The following is a 23,357-nucleotide window of genomic DNA, read 5'->3' on the forward strand; positions in this document are numbered from 1 at the left end:
AATGTTGGATATATAAAGGTGGTGGTGAATAACATTATGCCAGTAGAATAATAGATGTCATATTTTTGATTAAATCTTACTATGAAATAAAAAAGGATTAATGCTGTTGCTGGAAGAAACCCAATTAAGAAAAACATGTTATTCCACTGTAGTAGTTTTGGTAATGAGTAATCATTTATAAATAGCGTCTCGTTATTCTTCTCTTCTTTTTTTAACCAATGTTTTTTACTTCTTTCTATGAGATTGTTATCATTATATTCATATGTATAGAGAAAAGATATAAAGAGAGTGAGTAATAAGTATAGGAAAAAGAATATTAAAAAATATTTGTTATTGATAATCTGAATTAAAACAGTTGGAAAAAACAAGATGAAAGTTGTGGTTGGCATGTTGAAAAATGCACTTCTTATAATCATGGACGGTATTACCTTGCCATTTTTATTCAGGAAATTAAGTAGTAGATAAAAACATAAAAGGTATATCGCCTCAAATGTTACATATGTATAAAGTATGTGCTTTAATCGGCCATGTTCAAAGCTATTATATATAATTAATTGATGTGAAAATACAAATATAAACATCATAAAAAATGCAATTAAAGAGTATTTAGATATTCTATTATGGGGTAATAATATTATTTTTGATTTGCTCATGCTATGTTACTCAAATGCTTTGTGTAGAATAATTTTTCCTTGGTTAGAAACTTTGGAGTATATTATAGATATGGCTGTTATAATTAGTGCGCCGCCCATAATAACAAAGAATATTGGTATTGTCGTAGTTACAGTAGCTAATCCAGCCATGATGGTTGATATTATAAAGGAAGATGAATAATATCCTAAAATAGCAGATATTAAATTAATGCCAACCCTTCCAAGCAATTCAACAATACTTTTTGACCCTTCTTGAGAATTCATAATATCTTCATAATCTCCCCATACATCTAAGAAAAATGCAAGAGTCGACAATTTGCTAAAAGTCCCTTTTAATGTGTTAGATAAATTTGTTACTTCTTGGAATGCGAATTTTGTTCTTGTCATATTTTTACTGATATGAAAACCTCCTAAACTGGAATAGCTCTTACTAGATAGTCCTCCACTAGGCAAAGGGGCTGGGATACTTCCTTTAAATGCAATACAAACGTATCCTTTAACCCATTTTATCTGAATTTTTCTATTAGATAGAGAAAGTAACTTTTTATTAGATGAAAGATAATCAATAGTCGGATAGATTAATCCATAGTATTGCAAAATATTTTCTAATTCATCATATTCTCCTTGTTTTAAAATTAGTTTCAATTCATCTAATTCATTTAATGAAATCTCTTGAGCGATTTTATATTTATGGGCAATACTTCCATAAGGATCAATTGATAGAGGAACATTGATTTTATTTTTGAATATTTTCTTAGGTTCTAAAAAAATGAATACACCAACTTCCTCAGGCTCATTTTTGATGCAAGCATAACCATTATCTTTCCATAATTCATCAAAAGCCTGAAGAACGCGTTCAGGTTGATAGAGGGGTTTAAATACTTCCTGATGATTAAATTGATCAAGCGTTTTTACCCATTTATAAGCACTTTGTTGATGAGCCTTATGAATGCCATGTAGTTGATTGATGTCTGGCACATCTGAAAATCCAATATACATAGGCTCTAGCCATAAATCTGGTTTTTCTATTTCTTCGGTCTGAATGCCTATTCTGGTGGTTTTGTATCGTCCCAGTTCTTTATCTTTTGAGCGAACAATAAATGTGCCATCAAAAAATCGGCTCACTTGGACACGGTAGGGAATGCCTTGATTTGAAATAGAGAAGTTGCCATGTATTAATTTCTTGGTTTGTTTATCATAAACGGCATTGAGTCTAAAATTGTTGCTATCTTTTTCACTTGGGAGAATTTCAACGGTTAAATCTGTAAATAGTTTCGTTTGGAAGTTGAACACAACTTCTTGTACAGTGCCTAATAAAATAGTGTAATCACAAGAACGAGCGAGCTTTTCAACAGGTTCTCCAGGTAAGAAAATATAGCGAACTTCTTTTCTTCTTGTTGAAGTTTCATTGTGATGCGCTGCTGATGACATCTACTTTTTCTCCCTTGTTGACTGAGTTGCAGTAAAAAAGTTGAGACTCGTGCCTTCTATCTCTATTTTCCCTTGGCTATCTGCAGTAAGTTGAAGCGACTGACCCGATTTAGATGGTGTGAGGGTGATTTCTTCTCCTTGTGGGGATTTTCCATAGATATCTGCATATTGTAAAGTCATTTTTTTATCTTCATATTGCGATTGGTTTGAAGCTAATTCGATTTCTGTCTCCTGCATTCCAATATGCACGCCATCCAACCAAATGCCTTCTTCATTCATCAAAATCGTGTTTTTACCAAAGCGAAGGAGAATTTTTTCATTGTCCATCGTTAGGCTGGTTTGTTTACCCACTTCAAGTTCAATGCGGTCGTGTGCTGCATTGAAAATCTCTTTCGCTTGGATAGCTTTAAGTAAGCTGATGGTTTCAAGGTTGTTTCCCGCTAAGACGGTTTTGATGTCATTACCGGTGGTGATTTGAGTGGTTCTGCCTTGGTCAATTTGAGTACGTTGGCTACCGTTAACCGTTAAAGTGCGGTGGTTTTTGATGTGATTTTTTTGGTCATGTTCAACCAGTGTGGTCATATCCCGCTGGGCATGCATTTCAAATAATTCTCGGTTCGCGGCATCTTCAAAGAGAATGCTGTTGTAACCTTCCCCCTTGTAGGTTTTTGATTTAATGTGCATTTGGGTATAGGTGGCAGGCAGATTACCCAGAGGAATTTGTAGCTCATTATACACGCGTCCAATAATCAGCGGTTGGTCAGGGTCTCCTTCTAAAAAGCTCACCACCACTTCTTGCCCAACACGTGGAATAGCGAGCATCCCCCAGTTTTGCCCCGCCCAAGGTTGAGCAACACGCACCCAGCAAGAACTTCTGGAATCGTTGAATTCCCCTTTATCCCAATGAAATTTCACTTTAACCCGGCCTTGGTAATCCGTGAAAATTTCTTCCCCTTTGGGGCCTGTGACTACCGCAGTTTGTGTGCCACAGATTTGTGGTTTTTGAGGGAAATTACTACGGAAAGTTTTCTCCGGAGAAAGACATTCAAAACGATTAGTGATAAAGGTGGTGTTTTCACGTTGGCTAAAATGGCTTTCCTCTTCCAAGGCTTGCGGTTGTTCGCCATGATGTTGAATGTAAGTTAATTGCCAAGGCTGATTGAAGTCAGCACGAGGATGGCGATGAATGTGTAAGAGCTGACCTATCCTTAAAGCTGGGTGATTACTTTCTCCCTCGCCCGTATGGGCATCACGGCGTAAACTGTCGAGACGATATTGGGCAAAGCGTTCGCCACTGTCATTTTTATAGCGGCCAGGGTAGTCGTAGTAAGGGTAGTCTCCTTGGAATTGAATCTCTTCTTGCGTGCCTTGTAAGCCATATTCCGCATTCCAATTTGGTTTTTTGAAGGTGTAATCTTTTAACAACACTTCAGAAGGACGAATTTGTTCGGTCCATTGGAAGGTACGGAGATGAGGGGCTTGGCGTAATACGGTAGGATTGGCATTATAGTCAAGGGAGAGGGTATCTTCTTTGGATAAACGATGGGCATCATCGTAAATAAAGAGCCGGTCAATTTGATTATGTTCATCTTCCGTACAAAAGAAAAACAAGCCTTCTTCACCGATAATCCGTTGGAAAAATTCATAATCGGTTTCGCGGTATTGCACACAATATTCCCGTCTTGTGCGGTAGGCGATATCAATGGTGTGAAAAAGCACATCGGAATCGCTCAGCAGGGTTTTTAAGATATCTTCAATGCTGGTATGTTGGAAAATACGAGAGCGTCTTTTTTGGGTTAATCGCCAGAGATGAGGGGAGAGGGTAAAGTGATAAAAGGTATAGCGTTCACCGGTTTTACCGAGTTTGATTTGTGTGACGATACCGGAGATATTCCGTTGTCGCTCACCATCTTGCCAGATGGAAAGGGTTGCAGCGCAGTCGAGTAGTGAACCAAATGGAAGCTGATTATGTTGTGTTGCCGCGACAATGGAGAGTTTAAAGAGGGAATTATAGCCTTCTTCGAAATCGAATTTGACAACACGGAAGGTGTCAGGCGGCAGTTGTGCTACTTCGAGGGTGAAGTGGAGATCGTTAGCAACGGAGAAGGTTGGTATTTTAGTCTCATTTCGGTACATAGGATACCCTTTTCATTGATATGCAATGGTTCATTTATCTTGATAATATAAATGAACTTAGGTGAATTCACAATTAATGAAAAGGAGATTTTCTTGGTATGCTGACAAAAGCGCAGTAGTTTTTCGCCTATTGCTTAATACTCAACAAATCATATTGAAATTGATAATTCTTATTGCCCCCAATTTGGTAAAGTTTTTGCTTTGTATGGCACAATTTTATAATTAGGTGATTTTGGCTCATCTAACCGTTCAATCACAATTTTTCCAAATCGATAAGGGTATTTATCCGTTTCTTGGTAATTATTGCGGCTCACACAAAAATCAAATTGGAGATGGGCTTTTTCATCTTTGCGTTCAAATCGATAAATTGCATAGCAATTGTTTTCCTCTTCCTCAAAACGTGCAGGCTCTCTGAGGCTATAGGCAGAATATCCTGCTAGATATTTATTAGTATCATTAGTAAGTAATTCTTTTAAAAAATATTTATGCTTAAACACAAGATGAAAGTCATTAAAATCTTTTTGAGTAAACTCTGAGTTCATTGCCATTTTTTCTGCAACAGGGAATATAGTCGCGGTTTTCCAGTATTTTTTATCTTTTTTCTTAAAGTATACACTGTAACGTCCGGAAACTCCTTTATGCTCTTTAATTGGATCTTGAAAAATGTAGTAGTAATAGATTTTTCCATTTTTTATAGGAGCAAAGAGTTTCTTGGGGCTATCTTCTCCTCCTTTAAACGAATAATTTAGCTTATTTAAAACAGAATAGATATTTCCATCTTCTAAAATATTAATAGAGCATTGAAGGAAAAATATAAAATCTTCTACATTTTTTCGTGTAAACTTATAAGTTTTGATTTTTCTTATTTGTTCTGCGTTGATATATTTTTCATATAAATCCTCTTTTTCATTTTTTAATTTTTTCTCGATGGGGACACTATGCCATGATATAAATAATAGAAGGAGTCCAAATAATATTTTTTTCATTTTCTTACTCCCTTTTCTAAAATAATGTCCTTTGGCATCTTGGATGATATCAGTTTCTTGTGATTTCCATTTCTAATTTCCTCAATGAAATTACTCCATTCATCCTCTGTTTTATCTGCCATGTCAATAACAAATTCTCTGACAAACCTTACTTTCTTCTTATACTCCTGCATTTGTTCATAAAAAGCATAAGGATTAATTGCCTGAATATGCCCTGTCATCACAGCACTTCTTCCCCAAGGTAAGTCAGGTAAAATATTTGCAATCGCATCATCCCTTACCACTTTTGCGCAAGTATGATTATCAAAAATATTATAAAAACGTTCTCCTTGTTCTATTTCTTTTTTTATTCTCTCCACATTTTTATAAATCGCTTCATACTGTTTTTCAGTGATTTTTAATTTAAATAAGAATGTTTTCTCTGGTATCCGATAGTCAGAGGTTCCTCTTCCATAAGCACGACTAATGTTATGTCCTATTTTATAGCCTGATTGGGCGACAGGCTGCTTGGCTAATATTTGATTAATCTGTTCTTCGTCAGGGAGTTGATGGGCTTTTCTATATTCATCTAATCGTTCAGCATCATTAACTAAAGGCCCAACACTTAAGAAAATCGTAGCATTTAGGTTTTTAACTAAATACATAAATGCATGTCCTGGGTCAATTAATGCATTATGAAAAGAAATTTCTGACCCGATATCTCCCACAACATCATCCTCTATAGAGCTTTTTTTATAAGCGGATCGTTGAGGCTTATTATCTTCCTCTTGATTTTGTTTCATTTCCTCTTCAAAATTAGGGTTAGTTAAAGGTGATTTATTGACCTCAAAGCCAAGTACAAGAAAATAAGCATCTTCAGCGTGTATCGTATAGCTGTTATTTTCAATGGGCTGTGTCTTGCTTTTTGTAATAATAGGAGTAATCATTTATTGTTCCTTATAGTTTTTCCCAATCAATTTGTACATCTACTTTTGTTTCGTCTTGAGTGTAAATCGGACGTGTTCTTCCTTCATTATCACTGATACCTGTTAAGGTTTTACCATCATAACGTATGATGTAAGGCATATTTTTATATGGGTTACCCGATTTATCTTGGAGTATAAAGCTATGGCTGTAGAGTTGAATGCCTTCTGTTAAAAAATTCTCTTTTTCAATTTCCTTCTCCTGCATTCCAATATGCACGCCATCCAACCAAATCCCTTCTTCATTCATTAAAATCGTGTTTTTACCAAAGCGAAGGAGAATCTTTTCATTGTCCATCGTCAGGCTGGTTTGTTTACCCACTTCAAGCTCAATGCGGTCGTGTGCCGCGTTGAAAATCTCTTTAGCTTGAATGGCTTTAAGTAAGCTGATGATTTCAAGATTGTTTCCCGCTAAGACAGTTTTGATGTCATTACCAGTGGTGATTTGGGTGGTTCTGCCTTGGTCAATTTGAGTACGTTGGCTACCGTTAACTGTTAAAGTGCGGTGGTTTTTAATGTGATTTTTTTGGTCATGCTCAACCACTGTGGTCATATCCCGCTGGGCATGCATTTCAAATAATTCTCGGCTCGCGGCATCCTCAAAGAGAATGCTGTTGTAACCTTCCCCTTTGTAGGTTTTTGATTTAATGTGCATTTGGGTATAGGTGGCAGGCAGATTACCTGGTGGGATTTGTAGTTCATTATACACGCGTCCAATAATCAGCGGTTGGTCAGGGTCGCCTTCTAAAAAGCTCACCACCACTTCTTGCCCAACACGCGGAATGGCGAGCATTCCCCAGTTTTGCCCCGCCCAAGGTTGAGCAACACGCACCCAGCAAGAACTTCTGGAATCGTTGAATTCCCCTTTATCCCAATGAAATTTCACTTTAACCCGGCCTTGGTAATCCGTGAAGATTTCTTCCCCTTTGGGGCCAGTGACTACCGCCGTTTGTGTGCCACAGATTTGTGGTTTTTGAGGGAAATTACTACGGAAAGTTTTCTCCGGAGAAAGACATTCAAAGCGATTAGTGATAAAGGTGGTATTTTCACGTTGACTAAAATGGCTTTCCTCTTCCAAGGCTTGCGGTTGTTCTCCATGATGTTGAATGTAAGTTAATTGCCAAGGCTGATTGAAGTCAGCACGAGGATGGCGATGAATGTGTAAGAGCTGACCTATCCTTAAAGCTGGGTGATTACTTTCTCCCTCGCCCGTATGGGCATCACGGCGTAAACTGTCGAGACGATATTGGGCAAAGCGTTCGCCACTGTCATTTTTATAGCGGCCAGGGTAGTCGTAGTAAGGGTAGTCTCCTTGGAATTGAATCTCTTCTTGCGTGCCTTGTAAGCCATATTCCGCATTCCAATTTGGTTTTTTGAAGGTGTAATCTTTTAACAACACTTCAGAAGGACGAATTTGTTCGGTCCATTGGAAGGTACGGAGATGAGGGGCTTGGCGTAATACGGTAGGATTGGCATTATAGTCAAGGGAGAGGGTATCTTCTTTGGATAAACGATGGGCATCATCGTAAATAAAGAGCCGGTCAATTTGATTATGTTCATCTTCCGTACAAAAGAAAAACAAGCCTTCTTCACCGATAATCCGTTGGAAAAATTCATAATCGGTTTCGCGGTATTGCACACAATATTCCCGTCTTGTGCGGTAGGCGATATCAATGGTGTGAAAAAGCACATCGGAATCGCTCAGCAGGGTTTTTAAGATATCTTCAATGCTGGTATGTTGGAAAATACGAGAGCGTCTTTTTTGGGTTAATCGCCAGAGATGAGGGGAGAGGGTAAAGTGATAAAAGGTATAGCGTTCACCGGTTTTACCGAGTTTGATTTGTGTGACGATACCGGAGATATTCCGTTGTCGCTCACCATCTTGCCAGATGGAAAGGGTTGCAGCGCAGTCGAGTAGTGAACCAAATGGAAGCTGATTATGTTGTGTTGCCGCGACAATGGAGAGTTTAAAGAGGGAATTATAGCCTTCTTCGAAATCGAATTTGACAACACGGAAGGTGTCAGGCGGCAGTTGTGCTACTTCGAGGGTGAAGTGGAGGCCTTTGGAAACAGAAAAATCGGGGAATTTTAGTGTGTTCATTGTTATCCCTTATTAAAATTTTGGGGCTGTAGTAGATTAGCCCTAAATTTCACACCATTTTCGCAATATTTTTAACTGCTCTTTTGGTGTCCCAAAGTTAAACCGAAATTCACATTCCTTCAAGAATAAAGGAAAGTTTTTTCGGTTAATTCCATTATATTTTCGCAGTATCCGCTTCACCTGAGTCCAAAAATTTTCAATGCCATTAATATGATTTTGTTTCACCGCAAATAGCTCGGAATGATTGATTCGTTCGTGGTGAAATTCACTCACATCAAGAGCATCATAACTGCGATAAGTGTCCGTATAAACCCAGCTATCAGGCTTGATTTTTCTTTTAATAACAGGGAGTAATGTTTCACTCTTGGTGTTTTCAACCACAACAGTAAATACCTTTCCTTGTCGTTTTAGTAACCCAAAAACAGCAACTTTTCCAGCCGCTCCTCGTCCTCGTTTTCCCTTTCGATGACCACCAAAATAGCTTTCGTCTAGTTCAATTTCCCCCTCAAAAATCTCGTTAACTTCAAGGGATAAATGATAGCCAATCACAAGCCTGATTTTATGGTAGAACAAAGCGGCTGTATTCGGTTGAATATCTAGCAAATTTGCTGCTGTTCTTGCAGTAACTTCTGCGACAAAAAACTCAAGCAGTTTTTTCTGTATGGATTTCTTTAATTTACAATATGTTATCTTCATTTTTGTAGTATAGCATTGTTGCTAATCTACTACAGCCCCAAAATTTTTTATCTGGCATGGCATAGTAATACATACTGTATTTCCAAAACTCAATAAGTTCGTAACCACCCCATAAGACAGCAGTACATAATAGAAGCTTTGTCAGCCTATTTTTGTGGTGTGTAAATTTGTCATCCGTCTTTTAGTCTTATTTGCTATACTCATCTACTTCCTTACCAAAATAGGCGTCCCAATCAATTTTTATATCAATATTATCTTCATCTTCATCTGAAACATAAACCTCCTCTGTTTCTCCGTTCTCATTGGTAATTCCTTTTGCAGTTCCAACAGGCTCAATATAAAATATTCTTGTGCATATCTTTTTTCTTATAAAAAATCATACCCTGCGCCAGATTCTGTTGTTACTCTGACAAGTCCTATTTCACTATGAAAAAAGAAAATATTGTCTTAAATAAGTAACAAATTGCATACCGACATTCCTTGGGTAAGTTTGAGGAGTACAGGGTAAACAAATATGCTTTGCTCTTTGAACTTTAGAAGTTTTATTATGTTTTACGCTAATCATCTAATCTTTCAATAAACAATTGTGACCATTCAAAAGGCAGAGATTGATTTTTAGGATTTGCATAATATTTTTCTTTAGAAACCGTGAAGCTAAATTTTAATCTAATATTATTTTTTGTTGTTTCAAATTCATAAATAGCATAGGCCTTTTTGGTAATTTTATTATAAACTTCAGTATTTATTTGTTTATACTTAGTGGAGGAATATTTCAACCATTCAGTTTCATCCAAACTCCTTAATAGTTTTTTTTGCTTAAATGTCAATCCTAAAGATTCAAAATCTTCTTTTTCAAAATTGCCAAAATCTTGATATTTATCCCACTCTTGATAATATCCATAAATGCTAATTTCTTTCCAAGGTTCATTTTCTTTTTCTCTATGTATCCAGCTATGATAGGTAAAATAGCTACCTAGTCTTTCTTCTGTATGTGATTCAATAATAAAATAATAATCCATAACACCTGTCAGAATTGGATCTTTTATAACTTTTGGTGGGTAGAATCTAAATATGATATTTTTCTCATTATTTAGTTTGTTAATTTCATCTGGTATGGATAATATATCCATATTTATTTTTATAAATTTAATTAAGTTTGCTGTAAAGTATTCGCTTCTGCAAATTTCTACAACATCTGAGTTAAATGTGTATTTGTTATTTTCTCTTATATTTTTAAAGTCCATGATTGTATTTCCATCAGTTGTTAAAAAAAACAATATTAAAATCAGTGAATAGATAGATCTCATCATTTTTCACCTGTGTTTATATAGGGGTCGTTTCTATCTTCACCTCTTATAATTAGATCCCACATGTTTATATTACTATCAATTTTTCTGTACTTATAACCTCCTTTAACCAAATCATTATAAAATGCGTATGGATTTACTACAGATATTGGATATACAAATTCTATTCCTTCTCTATCTCCTATTAATACAATTTTGCTTTCTCCTTTCGGAAAATTGCTCCAAATAGATGTAATGATATCTCTTGCAGCAGAAGCGCAGGTATGATTTCCAACCACTCTATAATATTTCTCTCCATTTAATATACTTTCTCTTTCTCTTGTTATTTTTTCTAATAATTTAATATACTCATCTGGCTCGAGGTGAAATCTAAATAAATATACATCGTCAGAAATCCAATAATCTGGAGTTCCTTTTCCATGCATTTTTTTTAAATAACTTCCATTATTTCCATTATTGCTGGCTTCTGGACCTAAGCTAAAAAAACTAGTTATTTCATTATTATATGACAAATAAATAAATGTATGGCCAGGACTCTTTACTGCATAATGATATTTATCCGTGTTACCATATAAGTTCCCTAAATCTATAAAATTTTTTTCAAAATCAATTATTTCAAATCCTATGGTTAATGCATAGCTATCCTCAATATGTAATGTGTTAGAATTTTTATCTTTATCCTGTAACGTACCAATTGTTTTTTTCATTGCATCTATTTTCCTCTTATTTAAAATAATTAATATCGCTTAAACTATAATCTATTTCAAAATGTAAATCCTCCTGATTGTCACTATAAAACACCTCAGTTTCACCTTTGTCATTGGTATATCCGGTCATTATTACTTTATTTTTTACATAAATTTTATATGGGATATTTCTTCTTGCTTTATTATTACTATCTTGAACAATAAAAAAATGGCTGTATTTCTTTTGTTTATTTACTGTTTTATTTTGATGTAGAATATCTTTCTCCTGCATTCCAATATGCACACCATCCAACCAAATGCCTTCTTCATTCATCAAAATCGTGTTTTGACCAAAGCGAAGGAGAATCTTTTCATTGTCCATCGTCAGGCTGGTTTGTTTGCCTACTTCAAGCTCAATACGGTCGTGTGCCGCGTTGAAAATCTCTTTAGCTTGAATGGCTTTAAGTAAGCTGATGATTTCAAGATTGTTTCCCGCTAAGACAGTTTTGATGTCATTACCAGTGGTGATTTGGGTGGTTCTGCCTTGGTCAATTTGAGTACGTTGGCTACCGTTAACTGTTAAAGTGCGGTGGTTTTTAATGTGATTTTTTTGGTCATGCTCAACCACTGTGGTCATATCCCGCTGGGCATGCATTTCAAATAATTCTCGGCTCGCGGCATCCTCAAAGAGAATGCTGTTGTAACCTTCCCCTTTGTAGGTTTTTGATTTAATGTGCATTTGGGTATAGGTGGCAGGCAGATTACCTGGTGGGATTTGTAGCTCATTATACACGCGTCCAATAATCAGCGGTTGGTCAGGGTCGCCTTCTAAAAAGCTCACCACCACTTCTTGCCCAACACGCGGAATGGCGAGCATTCCCCAGTTTTGCCCCGCCCAAGGTTGAGCAACACGCACCCAGCAAGAACTTCTGGAATCGTTGAATTCCCCTTTATCCCAATGAAATTTCACTTTAACCCGGCCTTGGTAATCCGTGAAGATTTCTTCCCCTTTGGGGCCAGTGACTACCGCAGTTTGTGTGCCACAGATTTGTGGTTTTTGAGGGAAATTACTACGGAAAGTTTTCTCCGGAGAAAGACATTCAAAGCGATTAGTGATAAAGGTGGTATTTTCACGTTGACTAAAATGGCTTTCCTCTTCCAAGGCTTGCGGTTGTTCGCCATGATGTTGAATGTAAGTTAATTGCCAAGGCTGATTGAAGTCAGCACGAGGATGGCGATGAATGTGTAAGAGTTGGCCTATTCTTAAAGCTGGGTGATTGCTTTCTCCCTCGCCCGTATGAGCATCACGGCGTAAACTGTCGAGACGATATTGGGCAAAGCGTTCGCCACTGTCATTTTTATAGCGACCAGGGTAGTCGTAGTAAGGGTAGTCTCCTTGGAATTGAATCTCTTCTTGTGTGCCTTGCAAGCCATATTCCGCATTCCAGTTTGGTTTTTTGAAGGTGTAATCTTTTAACAACACTTCAGAAGGACGAATTTGTTCGGTCCATTGGAAGGTACGGAGATGAGGGGCTTGGCGTAATACGGTAGGATTGGCATTATAGTCAAGGGAGAGGGTATCTTCTTTGGATAAACGATGGGCATCATCGTAAATAAAGAGCCGGTCAATTTGATTATGTTCATCTTCCGTACAAAAGAAAAACAAGCCTTCTTCACCGATAATCCGTTGGAAAAATTCATAATCGGTTTCGCGGTATTGCACACAATATTCCCGTCTTGTGCGGTAGGCGATATCAATGGTGTGAAAAAGCACATCGGAATCGCTCAGCAGGGTTTTTAAGATATCTTCAATGCTGGTATGTTGGAAAATACGAGAGCGTCTTTTTTGGGTTAATCGCCAGAGATGAGGGGAGATAGTAAAGTGATAAAAGGTATAGCGTTCACCGGTTTTACCGAGTTTGATTTGTGTGACGATACCGGAGATATTCCGTTGTCGCTCACCATCCTGCCAGATGGAAAGGGTTGCAGCGCAGTCGAGTAGTGAACCAAATGGAAGCTGATTATGTTGTGTTGCCGCGACAATGGAGAGTTTAAAGAGGGAATTATAGCCTTCTTCGAAATCGAATTTGACAACACGGAAGGTGTCAGGCGGCAGTTGGCCCACTTCAAGGGTGAAGTGGAGGCCTTTGGAAACAGAAAAATCGGGGAATTTTAGTGTGTTCATTGTTATCCCTTATTAAATATTCGTTTTTTATTGATGATAATATAAGCTAACTTGAATAAAGCCACAATTGGAAAATTGTATGATAATCAACCTATATATGCTTCCAACAACAATTTTTTATTACCTTGCCCTCCTTTTCGCAAAGGTATGATAGATTAAAAAATCGCCTCTTTCGAATAAGAGCAAATAATTTGTAAGGAAATTTTCCGCTTCAAAAGGCTTATGTATTATAAAGGATACATTTATGGCATTTTTATCGACAATTATCCCTCTAGCATTTCGCTAAATAACAACGGCGTAACGCCATTTTTTAAGTCAATTTGCACTGCACTATGTAAGGGAAATTCGTGTTGGCTAATCACATTCAAAGACTGTCCAGCCACTTCCACTTGATATTTATAATAAGCACCTAGAAAGCGTTGTTGGCGAATAATGCCGTTGGCTTGTGTTTGCTTATTGTTCATTTTTCTTTTATTCTTTTGGAAGCCCATCTAAAAACCTATGTACGTCTAATTTTCCTCTATTGATATAGTCTAGCATATTTTCTCTTATAGTTTTTTCATCCTCATATTCAGAAGAATCAGGATCTTCATCTATATAGTTAATCTTTTTAGAGATAAAGTTTAAGTATTGTTTTTTTATGTTAGATGATGAATATAATTTTAAACAGAAATTAAGGTCATTGTGGAAATATTTATCCAGCATAACTCCTTTTTTTGGAAAGATAACATCTTTTTCAATAATAATATATTTTTCCAGTAATTTATTACTTTTAAATAATCTAGGGAGGGGGTAAAGGTTATTATAAAGATGTATATATTTATTAGTGAATAATGAGTTCTTTTCCATTCCTATTCTTACATCTAGACAATGTAATGTCCCTAAATATTGGAATTGCTCCAGAGCTAACTCGTCATTAGAAAGTTTTTCTTTTACTTGTGTAAGCAAGTTGGATGCATTGCTATTATTAATTATAAAAAATAAAAGTATTAATAAAAACTTTTTATTTGGCATATCATCTTAACTCTAAAAATAAAATTTGTTCTTTAGTATTTTTACTAATGAGCATACGGCATAAATTATTATTTTTCTAAACTTTCAACAAAATCAGACAGCTCTTTTGATTTATAAAAACTAATGCATTGTAAGAATATATCATTAGCTATAATATCTTTTCTTTCCTCCATGTGAATTATATATTTTTGTTTATGAAATTCATTCGTTTTTTGAGTTACAAAATTCATTAAATCATATATTTCCTGTACCGAATGATTTTCGGATAACTTAGAAGCATCATTTAATTCAATGCCAAGCTCTTTGTAGTTTATAGTTAAACATAGTTTTAAAGCATAATCTCTAAAGTCTAAAAATACCTCTTTTTCTTTAGCAAAGCAGGGTACGCTTAAAAACAAAAATAATAGAATAAGTCTCATTTTAACTCCTTTCTATAATATTACTCCTTTAGGAATCTAAGAATAGACTTTATGTATATATGTTGTTTATATAGTTTCAATTTTTTATTTTAATATAAGTCTTCGATATAAATAACAAAACAGAGATAAAAAATAATAAAAAATATTCAAGATATATCGAAATAACCTCTCTTTCTATGTTCGATTTAAATGAGTTAGTGGCATTTATGAAAGCCCATCCGCCAATTAATAGAGAGAGCGTGATTAAAGATAAGAAAATAAAATATTTTCTTCTTTTTGAAAAAAAACTAAAAAGAAAGTGAATTGACAGAATATGATTGCAAGAATAAAAAAAAGAAAATATCCTCTTGTAAAGGGTGTGATCCATAGTTTCATCAACGAATATACTATATTTTATATTTAGGTTGATATCGATTATTATTAATGCAAAAAAAATGGCAAGGATTGTAAATAGTATGTATTTCATATTTCATCTCTTTTTAGTTGAAGTAGGACTTTATTTGTGATGTGAAGTCACTAATGTTAGTTGAGGATATTTTTCTAGTCTCCATAAAGTTTCCTAATTCTAATGGTGCAATGATTCCTTCTATTTTGTATCTATATTCTATATTATCGGAAGAGTCTTTTAATTCAATGTTAAATATGTTTGTGCCAGCATACTTTAATGAGTCAATAGTAACTGTTGTGCAGTTTCTATAAAATAAATTATATTTACTAATAACCTTTCCATATTTTTTCCATATCTCTTTTTTGTTAGAGTTATTAGGTGTTTCATTACTATTATTCCACAAGTCCTCAAAGAAAGTTATGTTTTTATCTAATGAGACATCATTGATTTTATATATTTTATAATTTTGGGGCTGTAGTAGATTAGCCCTAAATTTCACACTATTTTCGCAATATTTTTAACTGCTCTTTTGGTGTCCCAAAGTTAAACCGAAATTCACATTCCTTCAAGAATAAAGGAAAGTTTTTTCGGTTAATTCCATTATATTTTCGCAGTATCCGCTTCGCCTGATTCCAAAAACTTTCAATGCCATTAATATGATTTTGTTTCACCGCAAATAGCTCGGAATGATTGATTCGTTCGTGGTGAAATTCACTCACATCAAGCGCATCATAACTGCGATAAGTGTCCGTATAAACCCAGCTATCAGGCTTGATTTTTCTTTTAATAACAGGGAGTAATGTTTCACTCTTGGTGTTTTCAACCACAACAGTAAATACCTTTCCTTGTCGTTTTAGTAACCCAAAAACAGCAACTTTTCCAGCCGCTCCTCGTCCTCGTTTTCCCTTTCGATGACCACCAAAATAGCTTTCGTCTAGTTCAATTTCCCCCTCAAAAATCTCGTTAACTTCAAGGGATAAATGATAGCCAATCACAAGCCTGATTTTATGGTAGAACAAAGCGGCTGTATTCGGTTGAATATCTAGCAAATTTGCTGCTGTTCTTGCAGTAACTTCTGCAACAAAAAACTCAAGCAGTTTTTTCTGTATAGATTTCTTTAATTTACAATATGTTATCTTCATTTTTGTAGTATAGCATTGTTGCTAATCTACTACAGCCCCCTTTATTTTTTCTTTGGGTTGTAATGATTTTTCATAAAGAGTAATAATGGATTAAGTATAAGTATCAATGCCTCGACATATAAGTTATCAATGATATATTTTATTGTGGGTATGGATTGATTGCTTTTTATGCTTAATAAAAATAATGCCATTAAAATAGTATAGTAAATAAAAATAAGCACCTCAATAGATAAAATAAAAAGTATTAATTTTCTATTTACTAAGCAAATAAATCCCATTATTGAGTATAACACGAATAGCTTTGAGATTTGAGAAACTATACCTCTTAGTTTTGATAGATTTTCAAATGAAAGATTACTAATGTAAAGAAAGTCATCCCCTATTCTTATATTAATATCTACATAGGTGAGTATGTTATATAAGTATAAAAAAACAAGCATCGCAGTTATTATTTTTTTCATGGTTTTCACCCTGGAAATAGAGTTAGCTTCATATATTGCGTTATGTTTTTTACTATTGCAGAATTATTGCTGTTCTCCAAATAATTTTGTAATCCAGCAGGTGTAAGAAGTATACTCCAAAGTGGCTCTTCTGTTTTATTTAAGTTAGAGAATAAGTTGCTACCCGCTTTTTCAATAGTATCAATTGTAATAGTTGTACAATTCCTATTGTATACAGCATAAGTATCAATGACATGCCCTTTTGTTATCCATAAATTTTTAATCTTAGGATTATCTTTAAATTTTTCGGGGTTATTCGGTTTTTCATTACTTCTACTCCATTCAAAATTTAAGATACTAAGCACTTTACAAGGGGTAATGTCCAATATTTTATAGACAGAACAAAGACTATCATGTTTACTACTTTTCATATATAGTATAGCTTCACAATCCTCGAATTTTCCTAAAACTCCCTCTCCTGTAATTTTCCAGAAATCAACATCATCGTATCTTCCATATGTATAAACAGTTATATGATTATCAATACTAGTCATAATGTAAGCATGTCCCCATCCTTCCGTTTCAACCCACACATACACTCCATCAGGAATTCTTCTCGTGATTTGAACTTTAACAATGCTCTTAGTCGGGTCCTGTGTAAATGTTCCAACGGTTGTCTTTTTCTCTTTTTCCATTATTTCCAACTCCAATGATCATTTTCTACTTCATCAATATGTAACCGAATTTCAGCTTCAGCAGATTGTCCACTAAAATAGACAGGTGTTAATCCATTTTCATCCGTTATTCCTTTTTGTTCGCCTTCTGGTAATTTAATTGAAAAAGGGGTATTTGGGTAAGGCCTTCCTTCATCATCTAATAGATGGAACTGGAGCCTATAGAGCGGTTTTAATTCCCCGGTATTATCCGGCACTTGCAACTCCTTCTCCTGCATTCCAATATGCACGCCATCCAACCAAATGCCTTCTTCATTCATCAAAATCGTGTTTTTACCAAAGCGAAGGAGAATCTTTTCATTGTCCATCGTCAGGCTGGTTTGTTTGCCCACTTCAAGCTCAATACGGTCGTGTGCCGCGTTGAAAATCTCTTTCGCTTGGATAGCTTTAAGTAAGCTGATGGTTTCAAGATTGTTTCCCGCTAAGACGGTTTTGATGTCATTACCGGTGGTGATTTGGGTGGTTCTGTCTTGGTCAATTTCAATATGTAATTTCCTATTTCAATTATTATAGTTGCGCTTTTAAAACTTAAAATTATTTTAAGTCAGATAAATTATATTTATATATAAAATCCTTATACAACTTCTTTAGTTTTTTATTGTCAGTAAATAGATCCTTACAGATAAATGTTGGAGAGCTATATTCCAACTTAAAATATTCATCCTTTAATTTATATTTTTTAATAGTGTTGTTAATGTTTTCATTGTAGTATTTATTTAAAATTATTTTTATGTCACTCCACTTATAGTAATAGTCAAATTTAGAGTTTAAACCATTTAATGTTTGAGAATGTTTTTTAAAGAAAGAATATTTATTGGTTTTATCTTCAGTTTGCAAATGATAGATTTTATCAATGCAAAGACTCTCTCCTAAATCAAGAAATTGATGATACAGTTCCGCATCCTGTATATACTCTTCTTTAGTAATTATGTTATTTGTTTCTCCTATAGCACTATTGGCTAGAAATAATAAAATTAATCTTTTCACTTCCTTCTCCTTAGTGATATATAAATCAACTTCTATTTTTAGATTTTTCATAATTGATTGATGTTATTAACCTAATCCTGTATATTAATAAATTCTCATTTCTAATCTCCCATTTTAAGTGTTTGGGATGTAAACACTACCTTAATAGGAAATGAGATAAGACTAATTCTATTATTGTAAATGAAGTTAGAAATAACACTATTGCTACTTTTTTATTTTTTAAAATCATATAAGTTGTTGGTGCAGAAAATATAATAGATAGAATTAATGAAGCAAATATACTGTCCCAAAGTGCCCTTTCCATTCCGCTTCCCCAATAATAGCTAAAGTCTGGAAATATAAAAAGAATAAAAAATCTAAATCCACCAAACCAAAAAGCTATAAGAATTAATATGTATATTACAATGTAAGATAGTAGTCTAATCATTCTATTCTCCAAAATAATACTTTCTTTGCATGTCTGAGATCAGATAAACCAAATAATTCTCCTATACTAGGAAAATTTAATCTTGCCCAACTGGAAATAGGATTCATGCTGGCTAATTCACCTTTATTCCATAAGTCAATATGATCTCCTGTTCTGATTCCATTTTTTTCTCCAGGTCTAACCCAATAATCTTGAAAAAAAATAATTCCTGTTTTATTTCCAATATGTTCTTCAAAATTTTTTCCGGTATATATTTCAGGCTCAAGGATTCCAGGGAAAGGTTTTTTAGTTAACCAGTTAGCTAACTCTTGAGCGCGTAATACATGCATTTTAGGATAATTACATTTACCATAGCATTTTGCCCCTTTGAAAGAACGCATTTGTAATCCTATTTTTAATAGTGTTTCACTTATATTTATTGCACAATGATCATTAAAAATATCTTGTCCATTACTTTCATTGCTTATATGTTTCGGATTGGTATCTGGATAATTATTCCATAGTTCTTTAAATTTAATAGTTCTTAATTTTAATTCTTTTATAGAGTTGTGTTTGTTATTAGTTTTTTCTTCACTATACCATAGCCATCCCATATCTATTTTCTCCTTATTCTTCATCGTAAAAATATAAAGCCTCATCTCCGAAGTATATTTTTATAACTTCGGATCTATTGCCTGTTATAATCTTGGGGATCTCCCCATTGTCATTTGTATAACCAAAAATATGTTTACCGCTATCAGTTATAATGAGAAATGGGTAACCAACAATTTTTTCTCCTGTATCTATATCTGATAAGAAGAATGTTTCATCATACTGCTCTTGCAATTCCCCTGTATTATCCGGCACTTGCAACTCCTTCTCCTGCATCCCAATATGCACGCCATCCAACCAAATGCCTTCTTCATTCATCAAAATCGTGTTTTTACCAAAGCGAAGGAGAATCTTTTCATTGTCCATCGTCAGGCTGGTTTGTTTGCCCACTTCAAGCTCAATACGGTCGTGTGCCGCGTTGAAAATCTCTTTCGCTTGGATAGCTTTAAGTAAGCTGATGGTTTCAAGGTTGTTTCCCGCTAAGACGGTTTTGATGTCATTACCGGTGGTGATTTGGGTGGTTCTGCCTTGGTCAATTTGAGTACGTTGGTTACCGTTAACCGTTAAAGTGCGGTGGTTTTTGATGTGATTTTTTTGGTCATGTTCAACCCGTGTGGTCATATCCCGCTGGGCGTGCATTTCAAATAATTCTCGGTTCGCGGCATCCTCAAAGAGAATGCTGTTGTAACCTTCCCCCTTGTAGGTTTTTGATTTAATGTGCATTTGGGTATAGGTAGCAGGCAGATTACCTGGTGGGATTTGCAGCTCATTATACACGCGTCCAATAATCAGCGGTTGGTCTGGGTCGCCTTCTAAAAAGCTCACCACCACTTCTTGCCCAACACGCGGAATAGCGAGCATCCCCCAGTTTTGCCCTGCCCAAGGTTGAGCAACACGTACCCAGCAGGAACTTCTGGAATCGTTGAATTCCCCTTTATCCCAATGAAATTTCACTTTAACCCGGCCTTGGTAATCCGTGAAAATTTCTTCCCCTTTGGGGCCTGTGACTACCGCAGTTTGTGTGCCACAGATTTGTGGTTTTTGAGGGAAATTACTACGGAAAGTTTTCTCCGGAGAAAGACATTCAAAACGATTAGTGATAAAGGTGGTGTTTTCACGTTGGCTAAAATGGCTTTCCTCTTCCAAGGCTTGCGGTTGTTCGCCATGATGTTGAATGTAAGTTAATTGCCAAGGCTGATTGAAGTCAGCACGAGGATGGCGATGAATGTGTAAGAGTTGGCCTATTCTTAAAGCTGGGTGATTGCTTTCTCCCTCGCCCGTATGGGCATCACGGCGTAAACTGTCGAGACGATATTGGGCAAAGCGTTCGCCACTGTCATTTTTATAGCGGCCAGGGTAGTCGTAGTAAGGGTAGTCTCCTTGAAATTGAATCTCTTCTTGTGTGCCTTGTAAGCCATATTCCGCATTCCAGTTCGGTTTTTTGAAGGTGTAATCTTTTAACAACACTTCAGAAGGACGAATTTGTTCGGTCCATTGAAAGGTACGGAGATGAGGGGCTTGGCGTAATACGGTAGGATTGCCATTATAGTCAAGGGAGAGGGTATCTTCCTTGGATAAACGATGGGCATCATCGTAAATAAAGAGCCGGTCAATTTGATTATGTTCATCTTCCGTACAAAAGAAAAACAAGCCTTCTTCACCGATAATCCGTTGGAAAAATTCATAATCGGTTTCGCGGTATTGCACACAATATTCCCGTCTTGTGCGGTAGGCGATATCAATGGTGTGAAAAAGCACATCGGAATCGCTCAGCAGGGTTTTTAAGATAGCTTCAATACTGGTATGTTGGAAAATGCGTGAGCGTCTTTTTTGGGTTAATCGCCAGAGATGAGGGGAGAGGGTAAAGTGATAAAAGGTATAGCGTTCACCGGTTTTACCGAGTTTGATTTGTGTGACGATACCGGAGATATTCCGTTGTCGCTCACCATCTTGCCAGATGGAAAGGGTTGCTGCGCAGTCGAGTAGTGAACCAAATGGAAGCTGGTTATGTTGTGTTGCTGCGACAATGGAGAGTTTAAAGAGGGAATTATAGCCTTCTTCGAAATCGAATTTGACAACACGGAAGGTGTCAGGTGGCAGTTGTGCCACTTCAAGGGTGAAGTGGAGATCGTTAGCAACGGAGAAGGTTGGTATTTTAGTCTCATTTCGGTACATAGGATACCCTTTTCATTGATATGCAATGGTTCATTTATCTTCATAATATAAATGAACTTAGGTGAATTCACAATCAATGAAAAGGAGATGTTCTTGGTATGCTGATAAAAGTGCGGTGGTTTTTCGCCTATTTCTTAATACTCGACAAATCATATTGAAATTGACAATTCTTATTTCCCCCAATTCGGCAGAGTTGTTGATTTATATGGTACAACTTTGTAACGTGATTTGTCTGGGGCTGGATCATCTACCCGTATTATGGCTAGATTTCCCCACTTATTAGGATAACGTGCGTGTTCATCGTAATTTTCACGATTTACACAAAAATAAAAGTGGTATTCCTCCTTTCCAATAACACGTTCAAAACGATAAATCGCGTAGCATTTATCTTTACCAATATATTCTTCAGTATTTCCTGCATATTTAACTTGATCTCTTGACGATAAATCGAGAAAGAAGAATTTTTCTTTAAACGTTAAATTAAATTCTTTAAAATCACGGTCTAAAAATTGGGTTGCTTGTCCATAGTCATCTACGCCAAGACGTATTAGAGCAAAATCCCAATATTTTTCATTGAAGCGTTTTCTAATTTGACTACTGTATATGCCTTCAACAAAAATTTCTTTATTACCTTCACGTCTTTTTTCAAAAGTATGATAGTTAAAGATTCCTCCATCTCGAATGGGTGAAAAGAATTTTTTAGGCAGAATTTCCCCACCTTCAAAAGGTTTACCTAGCTTAGAAATCTCTTCTGCTATGCTAGATTTTTGACTGAGAACATTTAAGCTACTCCAAATTAATTTTTTAACAATAGCAATATCTTGTGGTGTAAATTGGTAGGCATGTTTGGCGGTAAGCTCATTGATATCAATATATTGTTTTTCGATAGTCTCCTGATTAGTTGTTTCTGCAAAACAGGTAATATAAGCAAAACAGAAGCATAGACTGGTTAGTATCTTGTATAATCGGTTCTTCGTTGTCATTGGGTTGTCTCCGGTTATAAAAAAACATCGCGTGGTTGTTTTTTATCTCGAATTGCCTTAATAAACTTATTCCAGAAAAGTTCTGTATCATCTTTGCTTCCTTTATCGATTACTTTTCGTCCAATAAGTTCATTCTTGGCTTCATAATCCTGCATTTGGTCATAAAACGCATAAGGATTAATTGCTTGGATATGCCCTGTCATCACAGCACTTCTTCCCCAAGGTAAATCAGGTAAAATATTTCCAATGGCATCATCCCTTACCACTTTTGCACAGGTATAATTGTTTGCAATATTATAATATTGCTCTCGTTGTTCTATTACGTTTCTGATTCGCACCACATTTTTATAAATGGCTTCATACTGCGCTTCGGTAATTTTTAATTGAAACAAGGTGACTTTTTCGGATATTCGGTAGTCAGCGGTTGCTATGCCATAAGCACGATTGAAGTCCTTTCCGAGCTCATAGCCGACCTGAGCGGCAGGATATGGGTCTAACATTTGATTAATTTGTTCTTGGTTAGGGAGTTGGTGTTTTTTTCTATATTCAGCTAATCGTTCAGCATCATTAGCTAAAGGGCCAACACTTAAGAAAATGGTGGCATTTAGGTTTTTAGTCAAATACATAAATGCATGCCCGGGGTCAGTGAGTACCTGATGAACAGGCATGTCTATTTCGATATCTCCCCAATCATCCTCTAGGGGAATTCGTTGATAAGCGGATTGTTGAGGCTGATTATCGTCCCCTTCATTTTTGTTCATTTCCTCTTCAAAATTAAGGTTAGTTAAAGGTGATTTATTGACCTCAAAGCCAAGTACAAGAAAATAAGCGTCTTCAGCGTGTATCGTATAGCTGTTATTTTCAATGGGTTGCGTCTTGGTTTTGGTTATGATGGGAGTTGGCATTTATTGCTC

At 35.6% G+C, this 23,357-nt stretch carries 21 protein-coding genes; all 21 read right to left on the minus strand.

All coding sequences use genetic code 11. The features are described 5' to 3' along the window. Window positions 1–659: 659 nt before the first annotated feature. Window positions 660–2,084 carry a hypothetical protein gene (locus L4F93_RS09025; protein WP_250349979.1) on the minus strand — a complete coding sequence of 475 codons (1,425 nt, stop codon included), beginning with the start codon at window positions 2,082–2,084 and terminating at the stop codon, window positions 660–662. After that, the gene (locus tag L4F93_RS09030; RefSeq protein ID WP_250349980.1) at window positions 2,085–4,220 is read right to left on the minus strand and encodes a type VI secretion system Vgr family protein; all 2,136 of its coding nucleotides are present in this window, start codon (window positions 4,218–4,220) and stop codon (window positions 2,085–2,087) included. A gap of 170 nt (window positions 4,221–4,390) precedes the next feature. After that, window positions 4,391–5,206: a hypothetical protein gene (locus L4F93_RS09035; protein ID WP_250349981.1), complete on the minus strand. Its 816-nt coding sequence runs from the start codon at window positions 5,204–5,206 to the stop codon at window positions 4,391–4,393. Then, window positions 5,203–6,132 carry a hypothetical protein gene (locus L4F93_RS09040; RefSeq protein ID WP_250349982.1) on the minus strand — a complete coding sequence of 310 codons (930 nt, stop codon included), beginning with the start codon at window positions 6,130–6,132 and terminating at the stop codon, window positions 5,203–5,205. The genes L4F93_RS09035 and L4F93_RS09040 overlap by 4 nt, the downstream gene beginning before the upstream one ends. A 10-nt stretch (window positions 6,133–6,142) precedes the next feature. Then, window positions 6,143–8,269 (minus strand): type VI secretion system Vgr family protein, encoded by a 2,127-nt coding sequence (locus L4F93_RS09045; RefSeq protein WP_250349983.1) that lies wholly within the window; start codon window positions 8,267–8,269, stop codon window positions 6,143–6,145. A gap of 42 nt (window positions 8,270–8,311) precedes the next feature. Next, complete coding sequence (locus L4F93_RS09050) at window positions 8,312–8,965, minus strand: IS1595 family transposase (protein WP_250349984.1); 654 nt, start codon at window positions 8,963–8,965, stop codon at window positions 8,312–8,314. Between the two features lie 557 nt (window positions 8,966–9,522). Further along, the gene (locus L4F93_RS09055) at window positions 9,523–10,275 is read right to left on the minus strand and encodes a hypothetical protein (protein ID WP_250349985.1); all 753 of its coding nucleotides are present in this window, start codon (window positions 10,273–10,275) and stop codon (window positions 9,523–9,525) included. Next, on the minus strand, window positions 10,272–10,979 hold the full coding sequence (locus L4F93_RS09060) for a hypothetical protein (protein WP_250349986.1): 708 nt from the start codon (window positions 10,977–10,979) through the stop codon (window positions 10,272–10,274). The genes L4F93_RS09055 and L4F93_RS09060 overlap by 4 nt, the downstream gene beginning before the upstream one ends. 16 nt (window positions 10,980–10,995) lie before the next feature. After that, window positions 10,996–13,143, minus strand: coding sequence for a type VI secretion system Vgr family protein (locus L4F93_RS09065; RefSeq protein WP_250349987.1), 2,148 nt, complete (start codon window positions 13,141–13,143; stop codon window positions 10,996–10,998). Between the two features lie 263 nt (window positions 13,144–13,406). Beyond that, a complete protein-coding gene (locus L4F93_RS09070) occupies window positions 13,407–13,607 on the minus strand; it encodes a hypothetical protein (RefSeq protein ID WP_250349973.1) in 201 nt (66 codons plus the stop codon). A 7-nt stretch (window positions 13,608–13,614) separates the two neighbouring features. Next, complete coding sequence (locus tag L4F93_RS09075) at window positions 13,615–14,157, minus strand: hypothetical protein (protein WP_250349974.1); 543 nt, start codon at window positions 14,155–14,157, stop codon at window positions 13,615–13,617. A 68-nt stretch (window positions 14,158–14,225) separates the two neighbouring features. After that, window positions 14,226–14,576: a hypothetical protein gene (locus L4F93_RS09080; protein ID WP_250349975.1), complete on the minus strand. Its 351-nt coding sequence runs from the start codon at window positions 14,574–14,576 to the stop codon at window positions 14,226–14,228. Window positions 14,577–15,055: 479 nt separating this feature from the next. Further along, window positions 15,056–15,463: a hypothetical protein gene (locus L4F93_RS09085; protein WP_250349988.1), complete on the minus strand. Its 408-nt coding sequence runs from the start codon at window positions 15,461–15,463 to the stop codon at window positions 15,056–15,058. Between the two features lies 1 nt (window position 15,464). After that, window positions 15,465–16,106 carry an IS1595 family transposase gene (locus L4F93_RS09090; RefSeq protein ID WP_250349989.1) on the minus strand — a complete coding sequence of 214 codons (642 nt, stop codon included), beginning with the start codon at window positions 16,104–16,106 and terminating at the stop codon, window positions 15,465–15,467. A gap of 466 nt (window positions 16,107–16,572) precedes the next feature. After that, window positions 16,573–17,241, minus strand: a complete 669-nt coding sequence (locus L4F93_RS09095) for a hypothetical protein (protein ID WP_250349990.1) — start codon at window positions 17,239–17,241, stop codon at window positions 16,573–16,575. Next, on the minus strand, window positions 17,241–17,612 hold the full coding sequence (locus tag L4F93_RS09100; RefSeq protein ID WP_250349991.1) for a hypothetical protein: 372 nt from the start codon (window positions 17,610–17,612) through the stop codon (window positions 17,241–17,243). Before L4F93_RS09100 ends, L4F93_RS09095 begins: the two co-directional genes overlap by 1 nt. Before the next feature lie 202 nt (window positions 17,613–17,814). After that, window positions 17,815–18,267, minus strand: coding sequence for a hypothetical protein (locus L4F93_RS09105; RefSeq protein WP_250349992.1), 453 nt, complete (start codon window positions 18,265–18,267; stop codon window positions 17,815–17,817). A gap of 423 nt (window positions 18,268–18,690) precedes the next feature. After that, window positions 18,691–19,287, minus strand: a complete 597-nt coding sequence (locus L4F93_RS09110) for a type VI secretion system amidase effector protein Tae4 (protein WP_250349993.1) — start codon at window positions 19,285–19,287, stop codon at window positions 18,691–18,693. A 13-nt stretch (window positions 19,288–19,300) separates the two neighbouring features. Next, entirely contained in the window at window positions 19,301–21,460 is a 2,160-nt protein-coding gene (locus L4F93_RS09115; protein ID WP_250349994.1) for a type VI secretion system Vgr family protein, read from the minus strand. Window positions 21,461–21,630: 170 nt separating this feature from the next. After that, window positions 21,631–22,443: a hypothetical protein gene (locus L4F93_RS09120; RefSeq protein WP_250349995.1), complete on the minus strand. Its 813-nt coding sequence runs from the start codon at window positions 22,441–22,443 to the stop codon at window positions 21,631–21,633. Between the two features lie 14 nt (window positions 22,444–22,457). Further along, window positions 22,458–23,348: a hypothetical protein gene (locus L4F93_RS09125; protein ID WP_250349996.1), complete on the minus strand. Its 891-nt coding sequence runs from the start codon at window positions 23,346–23,348 to the stop codon at window positions 22,458–22,460. Window positions 23,349–23,357: the final 9 nt, after the last annotated feature.

This window comes from Avibacterium sp. 20-132 (assembly GCF_023611925.1).
In the GTDB taxonomy this organism is placed as follows: Bacteria; Pseudomonadota; Gammaproteobacteria; order Enterobacterales; family Pasteurellaceae; genus Avibacterium.

What these genes read in the sequence shown, in the direction of transcription:
- L4F93_RS09060 (WP_250349986.1), bottom strand. Translation starts at nt 10,979, where the DNA reads ATGAAAAAAACAATTGGTACGTTACAGGATAAAGATAAAAATTCTAAC.
- L4F93_RS09115 (WP_250349994.1), bottom strand. Translation starts at nt 21,460, where the DNA reads ATGTACCGAAATGAGACTAAAATACCAACCTTCTCCGTTGCTAACGAT.
- L4F93_RS09050 (WP_250349984.1), bottom strand. Translation starts at nt 8,965, where the DNA reads ATGAAGATAACATATTGTAAATTAAAGAAATCCATACAGAAAAAACTG.
- L4F93_RS09090 (WP_250349989.1), bottom strand. Translation starts at nt 16,106, where the DNA reads ATGAAGATAACATATTGTAAATTAAAGAAATCTATACAGAAAAAACTG.
- L4F93_RS09025 (WP_250349979.1), bottom strand. Translation starts at nt 2,084, where the DNA reads ATGTCATCAGCAGCGCATCACAATGAAACTTCAACAAGAAGAAAAGAA.
- L4F93_RS09055 (WP_250349985.1), bottom strand. Translation starts at nt 10,275, where the DNA reads ATGATGAGATCTATCTATTCACTGATTTTAATATTGTTTTTTTTAACA.
- L4F93_RS09125 (WP_250349996.1), bottom strand. Translation starts at nt 23,348, where the DNA reads ATGCCAACTCCCATCATAACCAAAACCAAGACGCAACCCATTGAAAAT.
- L4F93_RS09095 (WP_250349990.1), bottom strand. Translation starts at nt 17,241, where the DNA reads ATGGAAAAAGAGAAAAAGACAACCGTTGGAACATTTACACAGGACCCG.
- L4F93_RS09075 (WP_250349974.1), bottom strand. Translation starts at nt 14,157, where the DNA reads ATGCCAAATAAAAAGTTTTTATTAATACTTTTATTTTTTATAATTAAT.
- L4F93_RS09045 (WP_250349983.1), bottom strand. Translation starts at nt 8,269, where the DNA reads ATGAACACACTAAAATTCCCCGATTTTTCTGTTTCCAAAGGCCTCCAC.
- L4F93_RS09110 (WP_250349993.1), bottom strand. Translation starts at nt 19,287, where the DNA reads ATGGGATGGCTATGGTATAGTGAAGAAAAAACTAATAACAAACACAAC.
- L4F93_RS09080 (WP_250349975.1), bottom strand. Translation starts at nt 14,576, where the DNA reads ATGAGACTTATTCTATTATTTTTGTTTTTAAGCGTACCCTGCTTTGCT.
- L4F93_RS09030 (WP_250349980.1), bottom strand. Translation starts at nt 4,220, where the DNA reads ATGTACCGAAATGAGACTAAAATACCAACCTTCTCCGTTGCTAACGAT.
- L4F93_RS09035 (WP_250349981.1), bottom strand. Translation starts at nt 5,206, where the DNA reads ATGAAAAAAATATTATTTGGACTCCTTCTATTATTTATATCATGGCAT.
- L4F93_RS09065 (WP_250349987.1), bottom strand. Translation starts at nt 13,143, where the DNA reads ATGAACACACTAAAATTCCCCGATTTTTCTGTTTCCAAAGGCCTCCAC.
- L4F93_RS09120 (WP_250349995.1), bottom strand. Translation starts at nt 22,443, where the DNA reads ATGACAACGAAGAACCGATTATACAAGATACTAACCAGTCTATGCTTC.
- L4F93_RS09070 (WP_250349973.1), bottom strand. Translation starts at nt 13,607, where the DNA reads ATGAACAATAAGCAAACACAAGCCAACGGCATTATTCGCCAACAACGC.
- L4F93_RS09040 (WP_250349982.1), bottom strand. Translation starts at nt 6,132, where the DNA reads ATGATTACTCCTATTATTACAAAAAGCAAGACACAGCCCATTGAAAAT.